Source organism: Megasphaera massiliensis (genome assembly GCF_036305205.1).
Lineage (GTDB): Bacteria > Bacillota > Negativicutes > Veillonellales > Megasphaeraceae > Megasphaera > Megasphaera massiliensis.
This window is the reverse complement of sequence record NZ_JAXIXE010000038.1, coordinates 12,169-26,967: the sequence shown is the minus strand read 5'-3', so window position 1 is coordinate 26,967 and position 14,799 is coordinate 12,169. Positions and strand designations below refer to the sequence as shown.

The following is a 14,799-nucleotide window of genomic DNA, read 5'->3' as shown; positions in this document are numbered from 1 at the left end:
GGAAATCACTTCCTTCTGTACTCACGGAGCACTTGCTGCACCCTTTTGGCGCGTTGGTGCTCTAAGTCTTCGCCGCTTAATTCCGATCCTGCCTGAAGTTGGATCCAGGCAGGATCCGAAGCGGCCATAATGGCTTCATAAGCCAGGGGCTGCACGGGGATGACCCCCATGTCGATGCCGAAGCGAAGATCGCTGGCAAAGTTCAGCGTTTCCCGGTCATCGAGGAGCCAGGCCTGACTGAGGGTGCCCCAGGTGCGCAGCCATTTATCTTTCAAGTTATTCTTATTGTGATCCCAAACCAAGGTGCGGCAGTTCTGTTCTTCCTGCACGATCTGGGTCACGATTTTTCGCAGTTGTTCCATCGTATCGGCTTCAGTCACCCCCAGGGTAATCTGGTTGGTGATCTGGAAAATATTGCCGATGGAGTCGTTCCGTTCCCCGTAGATACCGGAGAAGGTAAATCCAAATTTCGTCGTCCCTTGGACGATGCGGTTAAAACGCTTCATAAGGACTAAGGCCGGGACGTGGAGGGTCACGCCGACGGTCAGGCCCGTACCGGTCAGGGAGGGACTTGCCGTAAGGTAGCCGAAATCATCACGGAAAGCAAAATCCAAATGGCTTTCCAAGGCATCGTCGATCTGGGCGGCCTGATCCCAAACGCGCCGCAGGTCAAAGCCCGGGGCGGCAACTTGGATACAGAAATGGTCGTCTTCATTGACCATGATCGACACGGCACCGTCGTCGCGGAGGAGAATCCCCCGATGGTTCGGCCGTTCAATATGGCCGGCTGACGACAGATGCTTGACGGCCAGTACCTCCCGTTCGAGAGGCGACAAGTCTTCAAAAGAAATGAAGCGGTAATGGCCCTGTCCCAGGGTGTTCAGTGTACCGAGCTGTCCTTTGGCTTCGTCGAGGACGGCCGACAGTTCTGTATCCGAGGCTTTATCGGGAAATACATATTTCTTTAAATTCCGATTCAAGCGGACCCGACTGTCGAGGACGATGTCCCGGAATTCACCGGTCCCGTCCTGCCAAGGACAGAGCGGCGCCATGAGCATATCGCGTACCACGGCTTATTCCCCCTTTCCATCAGCCGGAAGCTGGCGTTGGAGCGCCCGGATTTCGTCGCGGACCTTGGCCGCTTCTTCGTAGCGCTCTTCCTGCACGAGCTTTTGCAGGTGCTGGCGCAGGCGCTTAACCTGCGTTGCCGTCCGAAAGACGCCGGTCCCGCGATTCGGCACCTTGCCGACGTGCTTGCTGTGGCCGTGAATGCGCCGCAGGAGAGGCGGAATTTCTTCCTTAAAAGCTTCATAACAATCGGGGCAGCCGAATTTTCCCACATGGTTAAACTCCCCGTAGGTCATGCCGCAGCTGGCACAGCGCGGTTCATCGCCGCTAGCCCCTTGGTAATCGGGATAGGCCATCTTACGGAAAAAATCATTATCGATAATATTGACATCTCGCATATTCGAAAAGTTTGACTGTCTTTTAGCGCAGGTAGCACACAGGTGGACGTCCGTACGCTGCCCGTCTTCAATTTTGACGATATGGACAACAGCCTCGCGTTTTTTACAGGCATCACAGAGCATGGCCCTCACGTCCTTTCTATCTTCAATGAAGGTTCAGATTTTTCAAAATGTCGCTGATGACGAGTAAGCGTGAAGCCTCATCATCGATGCGGCGATAGAGTGATTCAAAGGTTAAATGGAGGATGACCGCCTCGTTGTTGGTGAGACTGCGCCTTTTCAGCAGTTCATACAGCAAGGCATCGAGGTCTTCCATGGAAATACTGACCGCCGGCAGGCGTTCGTGGAGCAATACCGGCGTGCGGTCCTCCTTCTTGGGCGTCAGTTTGATGATGCGGACGAATCCGCCGGACCCGCGCCGCGACTCGACCAGATAGCCCCGGTCGTTAGAAAATCGCGTACTCAGCACGTAGCTGATCTGCGACGGTGCACACTGCAGCTCATCAGCCAGCTCATTGCGTCGCAACACGATATCGGAATTGTTTTCTTCCAATAATTTATGTAAGATAAACTGTTCGATTTTATCCGCTAATACACTCATCGTAAATCACCTCTTAAAAAAATCGACGGGTTTAATTTTTCTTTTTGACTTTCGTATAGGTATATTATATTCGTCTTTTTGACTTTACGCAAGAGGTAAGAATGTAAAGAGTTCTCAAATTACGAAAAATAACCGCCTTTTTTCTCGCCAATGCCGCCCATTTGGTGTATGATAGATGAATTATAGAAGCGAGGTGTTACTCTTGAAACAGCGGGGACCCGGTTCCGTTTATTACTACTTTTTAAAAGAAAAGAAATTACTCCTTATCATCACCCTAAGCGGACTATGCTACAACGTCGGCATGATCGCCGGCCCCTGGTTCGACGGCCAGTTGGCCCAGTCCCTCTACGACATGTTCGGCGGCACCAAAGAGGCATCCGACATGTACGCCCTCTGCCTGATATACGCCCTGGTCATCATTGCCGTCCAGAGTCTGCGCTACGTAAAGCGGCTGTACGTCCGAAAGTTTGCCAACAACGTCAGTCTGACCATGAAGGACCTCCTCTATCAGCAGCTGGTACAGACGCCGACAGCGGCCATGGAGGGTGAACATACGGGAACCTTGATGACCAAAGTCATTTCCGACATCGACACCTGTGTCGAAGGGATGCGTAAATTCACGACGGAAATCTTCGATACGGGCGTCGTCATGGTGACCTACCTGATCATGCTCTTGGTGTACGACTGGAAACTGACCCTCTGCATCCTGGCCTTCCCGCCCCTGGCTTATTTTCTGGCCAATCGACTGCGGCGCCTGGTTGCGGAAACGGCTGCCCGCAGCAAAGAAAGCAGCGGCGCCTTGTCGGGCATCACCCTGGACCGCATCAGCAATGCCCTGACCTACCGCGTCTACGGCGAAGAAGACGTGCAAAATACCCAGTACGAACGTTACCTGAAAGACTATGAACAGAAGATGATTCTAGCCAATCTCTGGGAAAATACGATGCAGCCCATCTATAAAATCATCGCTATGACCGGCACGATCCTCGTCGTCTGGCTCGGCGGCCGCAACGTCCTCGGGGAGGGTTGGCAAGTGTGGGACATCGCTGCCTTTTCGACGTACCTCTCTTGTTTTGTCAAGATGTCCATCAAGACCTCCCATGCAGCCCGCCTGTTCAATGCCGTCCAGAAGGCCCAGGTGTCGTGGAATCGCATCCAGCCCCGGTTGCAGGCCTCCCATCCTCTGCCGGAACCGGTACCGACCTATCCGCCGGCATCGCTGACGGTCTCCGACCTGTCATTTGCCTATAACCCCGGTGATAAACCCATCTATCACGGCCTGTCCTTTTCGGCGACCCCCGGTGACATCATCGGCATCACCGGCCCCGTAGCCTGTGGCAAATCGACACTGGGCCTTACCTTCCTCGGTGAAAAGCCCCACGGCGGGGAGATTTTCTTCGGTAACCGTCCCTTAGGAAACGGGCAGACCGGTGCAGAAGGCATCGTCGGCTACTGCGGCCACGACAGTGAATTGTTTTCGGCGAGCCTCGAAGAAAACATTCGCTTCGGCCTTCCCGGAGACGTCACCAAAGTCATTGCCGAAGTCTGTATGGATGAAGACTGTAAGACCTTCCCTTTAGGGATTCAGACACCGATCGGCGAAGGAGGTCAGCGCCTCTCCGGCGGTCAACAGGCCCGTATCGCCCTGGCCCGAACCCTTTTCCATCGCCGGCCGCTCATGATTTTCGACGATCCCTTTGCCGCCGTCGACATGGCGACGGAACGAAAAATCTTCGAGCACCTGCGACAATCCTACCGGGACTGTATCATCCTCCTCATTTCTCACCGCCTGTCCCTCTTTTCTGAGCTCGACCAGGTCATTTGGCTCAACCCTGACGGTACGGCCGTGACGGCAGACCACCAAAGCCTGTATGAAACTCATGACGATTATCGGAGGCTCTACCGGATGCAGCAAGCCCAGCGAGGTGACCGCCATGACTAAGATATTTTGGCAAACCGTAAGGTCCAATGTCCGGCTCATCGTCGGCCTGTGCCTTTCCATCGCCGCTTCTATCGGCGTCAACGTCGCTCCGCCCCTCATTTTGCAGTACATCGTGGACAGCCTGGCCGGCGGCCATTTTACAGCCCTGCCCTTACTGACGGCAGGCGTCGTCTATTTTGCCGTAAACGCCGGCAGCGGCCTCGTCGACGCCTTGAAAGAAACGTTGATTACCATCTTCGGCCAAAAGATTACCCACAGCCTGCGCACGGCCATGTGCCAAAGGCTCAGCATCCTGTCGGCTCCTTATTTCGTCAGCCATGAATCGGGAGCCGTTACGTCCCTCTTCGTCAACGACGTCGATACCTTGGAAGACCTCTTTGACTCCGGCGTCGTCAGCATGATTGCCGACGTCCTGACCATCTTCAGCATCCTCGTCGTCGTCTTCCACCTCAGTCCCGGCCTGGGGATCTTATTGTGCATCGCCCTGCCCCTCTTGTTTCTCCTGACCCGCTACTTCCAACAGCGCATGCTGAAAGCCCAGCGGGACAACCGCATCGCCATCGGCCGGACGAACGAACTCATCCCGGAAACAGTCCACAACATCCGCACCATCCACACCTGCCAGCAAGAGCGCCACCTGCGGCGCCGGTACGGACAGACGATCAAGGCCAGTTTTTCCGCTATGGAGCGAAGCAATTTCTGCGACGCCATCTACTCGCCCATCGTCATTACCCTGTCGACGCTCATCATCTGCATCATGATGGCCCTCTCGGTCAGCAGCTCCTTCCTGCAGGACCTCTTCGGCATGACCGTCGGTACCGTCGTCGCCCTCATCGCCTATGTCCGCCTCATCTTCTCGCCGATTGAAAGCATCGGCATGGAGATCCAGAATATTCAGTCGGCTATGGCCGGCATCAGCCGCCTGAAAGAATTTTTCGCCCATCCCGTAGAAGAACAAGGATCCACAGCCGATTTGAATTTTACCGCCCCGCCGCTGGTTATCGACGATGCTGCCTTTAGCTACGGCCGTGAAAATGTCTTCCGCCACCTGTCCCTGGCCGTCAAGAAAGGGGAAACGGTCACCATTACGGGCCGCACCGGTTCCGGTAAGAGTACCCTGTTCAAACTCATCCTCGGCCTGTACGCGCCCCAAGAAGGCTCAATCCGCGTCTTCGGCTGCGAGCCTTCTCGCCTGGCCCCATCGGTTCGGCGCCAAGTCTTCGGCTACGTAGAGCAACAGTTCCACGACGTCGCCGGTACCATCGAAGACCAAGTGACCCTCAAAGACCCTCGCGTCTCGGAAGAAGCCGTCGAAAAGGCTCTGCGACTCGTCGGCCTGTGGGATCTCTGCACTTCCCTCCCCGAGGGACTTCACACGCCCTTCCGACAAGAATATTTCTCCCGCGGCCAACTCCAACTCCTGTCCATCGCCCGAGCCGTCGTCATGAATCCGCAAATCCTCTTACTCGATGAAATCACGGCCAACCTCGACGCCTTAACGGAACAACAGGTACTGACAGCCCTTAAGGCTGCCTCCCAAAACCGGACCGTTCTGTCCATTTCTCACCGCCTCTACGAAGCCCAAGGCGGCCGCCTCGTCGTCATGGGCACCGCCCAAAAGGGCCGTCCTTCGTAAGACACTGCCACAAACAACTCCACAGACTCACCTGATAAAGCGCTTCTCCGGATTTTGGCCCGTGGGAGCGCTTCTTGGCTTTGCAGCCGCCGGAATCGGACGACGTCAGTGACAAGACGCGCCTTTCCATCCTGGCCAAAGTCTATGAAGCCTTAGAAGAAGCACGAAAAAAAGCCAGCTCCCGGAACGTATGAATACGCGGGAACTGGCAGAAGATCTCTGCGTCCTGGAAAAAGGATGCATTTTTGAATAGGCCCTCTCAGACGGCCGTTACCCCTTATGGGATAGAAGCAAAAGGTGCTTTGTGCTGTTTTAAAAGGGATGGCGGCTACTGATTAAAGATGGTCAGTCACCCCTTCGGCGCCTCGATGGGGTCGTAATCGGCCGGTTTATCGACGATGGACGCTTCATCGACGGCAGACGGAGCCGGATCAAAACCGTCGCGGAACAGCTTGTGAACAGCTTCGATGTACGGCGGAACAATATCATCCATGAGGAGATACCGCTTGCGGAAGAGATTGCGCTTCTGCGACTTAATTTCGTCGTACTTACGGCGCTTTTCCTCAATGGGAAGGCGGAAATACCACGATTCGCTTTTATCGGGCACGGCCCCTTCCCCAATCCAGAAGTCATTGAAGTTGGTCTTCTTGGAACGGTTGCCTCGCAGCATGTGGCTGTTGGTATAGAAGCCGTCGTCAGTGATGACGTACATATCGCGGATGCCCAAGGTCTGGACAAAGATACGCATCAAATAGAGGATGAAATTCTTAGGCCGGTAGCCAAAGAGCTTCTTGGTCAGGATCTTGGTCGTTTCCAGGCCGTGTTTCGAGCCTTGGATGGTACCGATATACATGGACGGCGTACCGTCTCCGTTGTAATCGAAGCGGAAGTTAAAATGGTAGATCATCTGACCTTCATGATAGAGATAGAGCGACAAGAACCCTTCTTTTCGCTGGCCCGTATCAAAGATGAGCCGCACTTCAAGGGGCATGGACGGATCGTCAGACGTCCAGAGCGTATAGCCTTTGCCCCAATAGATTTCGCGGATGACATCATCGGAAAAGAAGGTCCGCAAAATCGTGAAATGATCCTTCAAGGCGTCGAGGCGTTGGCGCATGGTCGAATTTTTGAACAAGAAGACCCGGGTCATGACTTCCTGGAAGTCCGGGTCATGCTGCTCAAAAAAGCCTTGCATCGGCTCATAATGGTCAAAGAAATCGTACAATTCTTCGAACAAAGCCCGATTAGAGACCGCCCTTGCAAAAAAAACGACAGCCCGCTTGTTCTCTTGAAAATTCCGAGGTCCGTATATAAGTCGCGACAAGTGCCAAAAATAGGAAATACTACGCATGAAATTCCTCCTATCAAGTACAATCCAATAGACCTATTATACGGGCAGGCCGGCGGGCTGTCAATTATTCATGTTTTAAAAGAGCTTATAACCGTCTTAAGATGTCCGGCGATACGTTGGACAAATCATGAACGCCGGTAATCATCATGGCATCCATGATTTCCCGTTTCAAAGCATCTAAGTAGAGCTTGACGGCTTCAGCCTGGCCGCCGATAGCGGCGATGGCGACAGGACGACCGATGAGGACGGCGTCGGCACCGAGGGCCAACATCTTAAGGACGTCTTCCCCATGGCGGACACCGCCGTCGACGAAGATCGTAAGACGGCCTTTTACAGCCTTGGCGATTTCCGGCAGGACGTCGGCCGTTCCGACCATACCGTCGAGGATGCGGCCGCCGTGGTTGCTGACGACGATGCCTTTGGCACCGGCATCGGCACAGGCAACGGCTTCTTCAGGAGACATGATGCCTTTTACGATAAAGGGCAGGGACGTCGATTTGACCAGCTCGGCAATGTCACTGGCGCTCTTAGGGCCGACGGGCTGGCCAAAGATATGCATATTGATCAGCGTCGACGCATCGATATCGCTGGCAACGGCAAAGGCATGGGCCTTTTCAGCGACTTTTATCTTTTCAATGATCTGGTCGTTGCTGCGCGGTTTGATCGTCGGAATGACCGTTTCTTCCCGTTTTTTCGAAGCTACGATCCCCGATTCAAACATGTATTCCATGCCGCCGTCACCGGTAAAGCACAGGGTGCCGGCATCGAAGGCGCCTTTGGAAACGGACTCGTTATAATCCATTTCAACCGTAGCCGGGTCACCGGGGACCTTGGAATTGAGGATGACGCCGCCGACGGGAGCGACGAGGACCGGCATGCTGATTTCTTTACCGAAAATCGTAACCGCCGGATTGGGGTCAAGTTCACTGTCCATACTGCGCATGACCAGGCCATATTCGGCCAGTGCTTCTACGTTGCGCAGGAACGATTTTGCCGTCCGCAGACCGCCAAAGCCGGGAATCATCCCCTTACAGGCCTTGCCGTCGCATTCGGGACAGACGAAGCAGCCCTTCATCTTTTTGCGAGCGAGTTCGCGAGCTTCTTGTAAATCCATAGAAAAACCCTCCTTCAGTTTATAAAATATATAAAAAATTTAAATAGTAAGCAAAAATAACCGTTTTCAGGACTAGTCTTCCCTTGTTTATCCCAATGATAAACAAATTTCATACGAGGCTGCTGCCAGCGAATGTAACGCAGCTGCCGCGGAGACGTAAGGTGCTTAACGGGTAAAGATTTTATTAAAAGCCCGTGTCCTATAATTCTGCTCCAGCATCCTCACATGAGACAAGAAGGCCGGATCGTCAAAATACTTGGCTCCATAGGGACAGGATTGGACGCAGCGCTGACACTTGATGCAGATGCCCGTTACCCGGTCCGGCCGGTCCTTATCGATGGAACCCATAGGACACTGGCGGGCACAGAGGCCGCAGGACGTGCATTTTTCCATATCAGTCTTAGGGACGGCCTTTAAGAATTTCGCCGGCTGCCCGTCTTCCCCTTTAGGAATATAGTAAGGGGCTTCGGCATCGCCGTCTACGACCAGGGAATCGGTCGGCCGATTTTCTCCTTGAAGGAAGTGAACGACGCCATGGGCCAAGCTCCTGACGTCAGCCAGGTCATCCTCATCGGGACGGCCTGAGGCCAGTATCTTAGAAAAGGCATGCTGGGCGACAAAGGCACCGGCACCGACGAGGTTGAAATCGTTTTCCTTTAAGATGGCACAGAGTTCGGCCAGGGAATTGTCAAAGGAGCGGTTGCCGTAGGTCACCATGGCGACAGCCGGCGTTTTTTTACCGAATAATTTTTCTCTGTACGTCGGCATAATCTTATTGGGAAGCTTTCCGGCGTAGGTCGGCCCGCCGACAACGACGAGATCCTCCGCGGAAAAGCGATGTGTCTCTTTTCGCTCAGCCGGAAGGTCCAAGGATATCGTCTCAAGGGGCACCTGAAGGGCCTCGGCCACCTGGCCGGCAAGGGCGCAGACGATGTCCTTCGTGTGACCGGTCGGGCTGAAATAAACAGCATAGACTTTCTGAATCTTCAAATAAATCCCTCCCAACACGAGGAACGATAAGTTGTATACCTCCATTATATAGAAAACAGGCGCTAAAGTCACTGACTGCGCCTGTTTTCTTTTTATTTTTTGTGGTACAATCAAATCCGTAATTGACGACGAAAGAACGAGGTGTCTCATGAAAAAGAAAGTATATGCCGTCCGGAACGGCCGCAAGACGGGATTATTCATGTCTTGGGATGACTGCAAAAAACAAGTCGATGCCTTCCCGGGGGCTCGCTATAAAAGTTTTACCGATGCCGACGAAGCCTGGAAATGGTTGAACGGTGAAGACGTACTATCGGTTCGAAAACCGGTGCGATCAAAGGCTCCGACCTTAAGACCGACGACAGCGTCCCTGCCCTCCGATGAGGACCAGGATTTTGTCATCTACACCGATGGGTCCTGCCTGCGCAACCCCGACGGTCCCGGCGGCTGGGCCGTCGTCGCCCGCAACGTGGCCACAGGCGAAGTGACCGAACTCTCGGACGGCCATCCGTCGACGACGAATAACCGCATGGAGCTTCAGGCGGCCATCATGGCCCTGCGCTTTGCACCGGAAGGCACAAAAGTCGCCCTCTATACGGACAGTCAATATCTGAAAAACGGCATCACTAAGTGGATGGTCAATTGGAAGCGCCGCGGTTGGAAGAAAGCCGACGGCCAGCCCGTCTTAAACCAAGGACAATGGATGGAACTCGATAAGCTCTACGGCTCTCATAAAGTCACCTTCCACTGGGTCAAAGGCCACGTCGGCGTCGCCTTAAATGAACGCTGCGACCAACTGGCCAAGGCCGAAGCGATGAAATATCGCTGAGACGTCAGCTTACGGCACGGATGAGGTTAAAGACCTGCTGAGCCGTGCGGGTCATGTTGCCCATAGCTGTGTCGCGGTCCATGGCTTCCTTTAAGGGCATGGCCTTATCGACGATGGAAAAGAAGGCGTCGATGCCCTGCCGGTTACACTCGCCGGCATCTTCCGTCGTGCAGCCGGCCAGGGCGATGACCTTAGCCCCGTACTGTTTGGCAAGCTTGGCCACACCGATTGGGGCCTTGCCCATGGCCGTCTGGGCATCGAGGCGGCCTTCGCCAGTGATGACATAATCGGCATCGGCGACGACATCGGCTAATTTAATAGAATCGAGTACGATTTGGATGCCTGAACGAAGGCTGCCTTTCAGATACGCCAAGAAGGCAAAGCCCAGTCCGCCGGCCGCTCCGGCACCGGAGGCCTGACTGTAGTCTTTTCCCAAATAGGCTTCGGTAACGGCAGCAAAGGAACGGCTGGCCTCATCTAAAGCTTTGACATCGGACGCTGACGCCCCCTTCTGAGGGCCAAAGACAGCGGCCGCTCCTAACTCCCCATATAAGGGATTGGTCACGTCACAGGCGACGTCGAAGGTGCATTCTTTTAAGGCCGGCAGAACATGACTGTCGTCGACGGAGGCGATGTCCCCTACGGCAAGGCCCCCGGTCCCGACGATTTGTCCTCCTTTATCGCGAAAGACATAGCCTAAAGCCTGGAGCATGCCGACGCCGCAGTCACTGGTCGCACTGCCGCCAAGGCCGATGATGAAGTGGCGGATGCCTCCTTCCATGGCTTTGGCCATGACCTGGCCGACACCATAGGTCGTCGTATAGAGAGGATTGCGCAGCTCTTCCGGTACCAAACCGAGACCGGCAGCCCCTGCCATTTCAATGACCGCCGTTCTCGTCTCGGGCAAATATCCGTAGGAACAAGAAACATCATTTCCCAAAGGACCCTGAACGACGGCGCTGCGAAGCTCCCCGTTCATGCCTTCGACAAGGGCTTCGACGGTCCCTTCTCCGCCATCCGCCAAGGGTTTGACGACGATCTGTACGGGCTGGCTTCCATAGGCTTTACGAACGCCGGCTTCGATGGCTCTCCCGGCTTCGACCGACGTCAGACTATTTTTTAATGAATCGATGGCAATGACAACTTTCATATTCCCCACTCCTTTATACACTATGAGTTATCTACATATTTATTGTGCCTCTAGTGTAACAGAGGAGTTTTTTCATTTCTATGTTACCCATACCAAGAAACGCTGCCATTTTTCGGTTTTAGAACCATGGCAGCGTTGCGATATACAGGGTGACGGCATCGCCGAAAGACCGCGGGTCGAGACCCGTCGTCTCGGCGATTTTTTTCAGCCGGTACTGGAGGGTATTCTTATGGATAGAGAGGATGTCTGCTGTCTGCTGAATGGAAAGGTTTTGCCGGTAATAGACCTGCAGCAAATGAATTTCACTGTCCGTCAGGCCCTGGCAGACATCCTGCCGATAGCGGCGCCGAAGGGGTGCGCTCAGGCTCTGCAGTAAAAAGGCCAGTTTCATGTCGTCGGCATGGACACTGAAGACCTCTCGGTCGGCCGCGGCCTGAAGGGCTAATTTGGCAAAGCGATACGATTCATAGACGTGGTGAAAAGGCTCTTCCGTCCCGATCCCGACGCGGACAGACGGATAAAACTGCCCCTTCCACCGGGACAGCCGCTTATCCCAAAGAGGATAGATATCTTGCGGTATGATGAGCACGAAGCTGTCGGGATAGATATAGGTAAAGAGGGAAATACGGAGTTCCCCGCAAGCTGTCGTCATGGCCTTGCGAAAATCGTCGGCACGGCCGGCCCCATCCTGCCAACGAAAGACGGCTGCCACATAGGAATGTTCCGTCAGTTCGGGCCGTTCGTCAGCCATCTGCTGCATCGTATCCCGGTCATGATAAATAAGGGCCATGACCTGGCGGCTGCGGTACTCCTGTTCACTGAAGGCTTCTTCATTGAGGCCGTATTCTTTAAGGAATACTTCACAGATCTTGGTCAGCAAAAAACCGTACTGGCTGACGACTTCCGGTTCACCCGTAATACCGATGACGCCGAGGACTTGCCGGTCCATGATAATCGGGTAGTTGACGCCCTTACTGACACCATCTTCCGGTCGGTTCTCATGAACGGTTTGAACCTGGCGCAGCCTGGCTGCCGCTGCCCCCACTTTATGATACGTACCTATCCGTTTCTCATCGGTACTGGCCATGATGCGGCCGTGACGGTCGATAAAATTGATATTCCAGCCGATGACAGCCTTCGCCGAATCGACGATTTGCTGAGCCAATTCATCGGTAATGCGGACCTTCATGTCCCCTCACCTTCTTCCGATACGGCCGGTCAGGACAGGGCTACGTCCATGGCCATCATCACCGTAAAGCCCAGGGCAAAGGACAAGACGCCGATATCAGAGTGCTCGCCGGCCGACATTTCCGGAATCAATTCTTCGACGACGACATAGCACATAGCGCCGGCTGCCAAACTGAGGAGATACGGCAAGACAGGCAGGATAAAAGCCGTAAGAGCGATGGTAATGACAGCCCCGATTGGTTCGACGATACCGGAAAGGACACCGCCGATAAAGGCCTTATGGGATCCCATTCCGGCCGACTTCAAAGGCATGGAAATGATGGCCCCTTCGGGCATATTCTGGAGGGCAATGCCGAGTGACAAAGCCAAGGCACCGGCGGCACTGATACCGGTCTGATCGGCGAGGAGCCCGGCATAGACGACGCCGACGGCCATCCCTTCAGGGATGTTGTGCAAAGTGACGGCCAAGACCAGCATCGTCGTCCGCTGCAAATGACTGTGCGGCCCTTCGGCCTCTTCACTGTACATATGAAGATGAGGAACGAGGCGGTCCAAGGCCAAGAGCAGAAAGATCCCCAGCCAGAAGCCGACGACAGCCGGCACGAAACCAAAGCGGCCTAAATGGGCCGATTCTTCCATGGCCGGAATGAGGAGACTCCAAATCGAGGCGGCAATCATGACGCCTGAGGCAAAGCCCGTCAAACCACGCTGAACCTGGTGATTCAATTCCCCCCTCATGGCATAGACGCAGGCGGCCCCTAAGGAGGTCCCGGCAAAAGGAATTAAAATGCCAATAATGGCACTGTTCATTGTACTGTCCATAGTAAAACCCCTTTCATTTCCTATATTTTTCCTTTCATTTTACCTATCTGCGGCCCTCCTGTCAATGACCCTAAAGGCGTTGAAAATGGGATTAATCCGCAATTTCCAGCCGTTTTCATTTCGCTCGGCTCGGCGGAAAGGAAATCACAAACGGGACAGCAAAAAAGACTATAATCATCGTGACGGGTGCAACAATAAATTATAGTCTTTCCTGACTTCGATTATATTACGTTGTAAAAACCCAAGTTTCACCAAAGATGCAAATCGCTATGGACAAGGGGCTTGAACACTTCGTCTCATAGGCCTGAATATCCCTCGTGGGAAGCCCTGGTTTTATCTGAAAGCTTGGATTTAGGTTACTATTCACTGGCTAAGGCACTGTCACCGGTAATCTTGCCGGGAAGGACCAAAGACAAGGCCATGCACACTAACGCCGGTGCCAGCCAGCCTAAGCCGCTGTCCCCTAAGGGCAGTCCCTGAATCAACGTCCCTGCCGACCGGACACCGAAGAACTGATAGGCGATGTCGATGGCCGATACCATGCCGGCTGCCGCTGCGGTGCAGCGCATGCCTAACTTCGACAGGCTGACGAATTTATTGAGAATGGTCAGCATGACGACGACGATGGCAATGGGATAGACGAAGAGCAGCAAAGGCAGGGTAATCTGAATGATCTGGTTCAGACCCAAATTGGCTAACAGGAAGCTGACGACACAGATGAGGGTGACGTACTGCTTATAGGACAGGACGGTAAATTCTTCGGCAAAGAAGGTCGAAACGGCAGCGATGAGTCCGACCGTCGTCGTAAAGCAGGTCAAGGTGACCATGACGGCCAGGAAGGCCATGCCGACGGTGCCGAAAATCTGGAACGACGTCTGGGATAAGACGTAGGCGCCGAGGTTGACGCCAGGGTCGGAATAGACCGACTGGGGAATGGGAAAATGATTGCCGAGGAGGGCCAGCCCCAGGTACAAGCAGCCCATGAGGACGGCAACGGCGGCGCCGGCCATCCAGACACTGGCCATGTGTTCCTTTTTCGAAGTGAACTGAATCCGCTTCAAGGCGCCGATGGCGATGATGCAGAAGGCAAAGGAAGCCAGGGTATCGACGGTATTATAGCCTTCGATAAAGCCGGTGCCAAAGGCCGAGGCCGCGTATTTTCCCATGGGAACCGCTTCCGACGGCGTCGTATAGGCGATCATGCCGACGATGATGATCAGAATGATCATGACGACGAAGATCGGCGTCAATACCTTGCCGACGCGGTCGAGGAGTTTCGACGGCGTAATGGACAGCCACCATCCGCAGGCAAAATACAGGGCCGTAAAGATGGCCAGGGGTATCATGCCGTCACCGGTAATGGGCAGGATGCCGATGGAAAAGGACGTCGCTGCCGTTCTGGGAATGGCCATCAAAGGTCCAATGGCCAAGTACATCAACGTTAAAATAATAAGAGAAAATAAGGGCGAAATCTTACGATTCATTTCGGCTCGGAAGCCTCCGGGATTAAAGGTCCCCATGATGACGGCAACGACGGGCATGCCGATGCCGGATAAGAGAAAACCGAGGATGGCCGGCGTGAAAGCCTGACCGGCCTGAAAGCCTAAGGACGGCGGGAAAATAAGGTTCCCGGCGCCAAAGAACATACCGAATAATAGCAATCCAACTTGTGCTCCATTTTTGAACATAAACGGGATAACTCCTTTCTGAGTA

The 14,799-nt window shown here is 54.1% G+C and carries 13 protein-coding genes; 3 read left to right on the top strand and 10 right to left on the bottom strand.

Annotated elements, in window-relative coordinates; translation table 11 throughout:
- Positions 1-5: 5 nt before the first annotated feature.
- The 3 genes from UCI88_RS07900 to UCI88_RS07890 are packed head-to-tail and all read right to left on the bottom strand — an operon-like array spanning position 6 to position 2,067.
- On the bottom strand, positions 6-1,070 hold the full coding sequence (locus UCI88_RS07900; RefSeq protein ID WP_256179384.1) for an ATP--guanido phosphotransferase: 1,065 nt from the start codon (positions 1,068-1,070) through the stop codon (positions 6-8).
- 3 nt (positions 1,071-1,073) lie between these two features.
- Complete coding sequence (locus tag UCI88_RS07895) at positions 1,074-1,589, bottom strand: UvrB/UvrC motif-containing protein (protein ID WP_044503521.1); 516 nt, start codon at positions 1,587-1,589, stop codon at positions 1,074-1,076.
- 22 nt (positions 1,590-1,611) lie between these two features.
- A complete protein-coding gene (locus UCI88_RS07890; protein WP_044503520.1) occupies positions 1,612-2,067 on the bottom strand; it encodes a CtsR family transcriptional regulator in 456 nt (151 codons plus the stop codon).
- A gap of 202 nt (positions 2,068-2,269) precedes the next feature.
- Between UCI88_RS07890 and UCI88_RS07885 the strand changes: the two genes are divergently transcribed.
- Together UCI88_RS07885 and UCI88_RS07880 are read left to right on the top strand one after the other, a co-directional pair.
- Positions 2,270-4,009 carry an ABC transporter ATP-binding protein gene (locus UCI88_RS07885; protein WP_276535302.1) on the top strand — a complete coding sequence of 580 codons (1,740 nt, stop codon included), beginning with the start codon at positions 2,270-2,272 and terminating at the stop codon, positions 4,007-4,009.
- Positions 4,002-5,645, top strand: a complete 1,644-nt coding sequence (locus UCI88_RS07880; RefSeq protein ID WP_256179385.1) for an ABC transporter ATP-binding protein — start codon at positions 4,002-4,004, stop codon at positions 5,643-5,645. Before UCI88_RS07885 ends, UCI88_RS07880 begins: the two co-directional genes overlap by 8 nt.
- Positions 5,646-5,994: 349 nt before the next feature.
- Here the strand turns inward: UCI88_RS07880 and UCI88_RS07875 are convergent, their stop codons facing one another.
- The 3 genes from UCI88_RS07875 to UCI88_RS07865 all read right to left on the bottom strand — a co-directional run bounded on the left by UCI88_RS07875 (position 5,995) and on the right by UCI88_RS07865 (position 9,100).
- Positions 5,995-6,996 carry a VirK/YbjX family protein gene (locus UCI88_RS07875; protein WP_256179386.1) on the bottom strand — a complete coding sequence of 334 codons (1,002 nt, stop codon included), beginning with the start codon at positions 6,994-6,996 and terminating at the stop codon, positions 5,995-5,997.
- Positions 6,997-7,081: 85 nt separating this feature from the next.
- A complete protein-coding gene (locus tag UCI88_RS07870; protein ID WP_044503517.1) occupies positions 7,082-8,110 on the bottom strand; it encodes an alpha-hydroxy-acid oxidizing protein in 1,029 nt (342 codons plus the stop codon).
- 165 nt (positions 8,111-8,275) lie between these two features.
- Entirely contained in the window at positions 8,276-9,100 is an 825-nt protein-coding gene (locus UCI88_RS07865) for a 4Fe-4S binding protein (protein ID WP_256179387.1), read from the bottom strand.
- 148 nt (positions 9,101-9,248) lie between these two features.
- On the opposite strand from UCI88_RS07865, the gene rnhA reads away from it, so the two are divergent.
- On the top strand, positions 9,249-9,926 hold the full coding sequence (gene rnhA, locus UCI88_RS07860) for a ribonuclease HI (protein ID WP_044503515.1): 678 nt from the start codon (positions 9,249-9,251) through the stop codon (positions 9,924-9,926).
- A 4-nt stretch (positions 9,927-9,930) separates the two neighbouring features.
- On the opposite strand, the gene UCI88_RS07855 is transcribed toward rnhA, so the two are convergent.
- The 4 genes from UCI88_RS07855 to brnQ form a co-directional block, all read right to left on the bottom strand.
- Positions 9,931-11,076 carry a glycerate kinase family protein gene (locus UCI88_RS07855; RefSeq protein ID WP_256179388.1) on the bottom strand — a complete coding sequence of 382 codons (1,146 nt, stop codon included), beginning with the start codon at positions 11,074-11,076 and terminating at the stop codon, positions 9,931-9,933.
- A 118-nt stretch (positions 11,077-11,194) separates the two neighbouring features.
- Positions 11,195-12,265: a CdaR family transcriptional regulator gene (locus UCI88_RS07850; protein WP_256179389.1), complete on the bottom strand. Its 1,071-nt coding sequence runs from the start codon at positions 12,263-12,265 to the stop codon at positions 11,195-11,197.
- Between the two features lie 29 nt (positions 12,266-12,294).
- A complete protein-coding gene (locus tag UCI88_RS07845) occupies positions 12,295-13,086 on the bottom strand; it encodes a ZIP family metal transporter (RefSeq protein WP_230198025.1) in 792 nt (263 codons plus the stop codon).
- Between the two features lie 359 nt (positions 13,087-13,445).
- Positions 13,446-14,774 carry a branched-chain amino acid transport system II carrier protein gene (gene brnQ, locus UCI88_RS07840; protein ID WP_256179390.1) on the bottom strand — a complete coding sequence of 443 codons (1,329 nt, stop codon included), beginning with the start codon at positions 14,772-14,774 and terminating at the stop codon, positions 13,446-13,448.
- Positions 14,775-14,799: the final 25 nt, after the last annotated feature.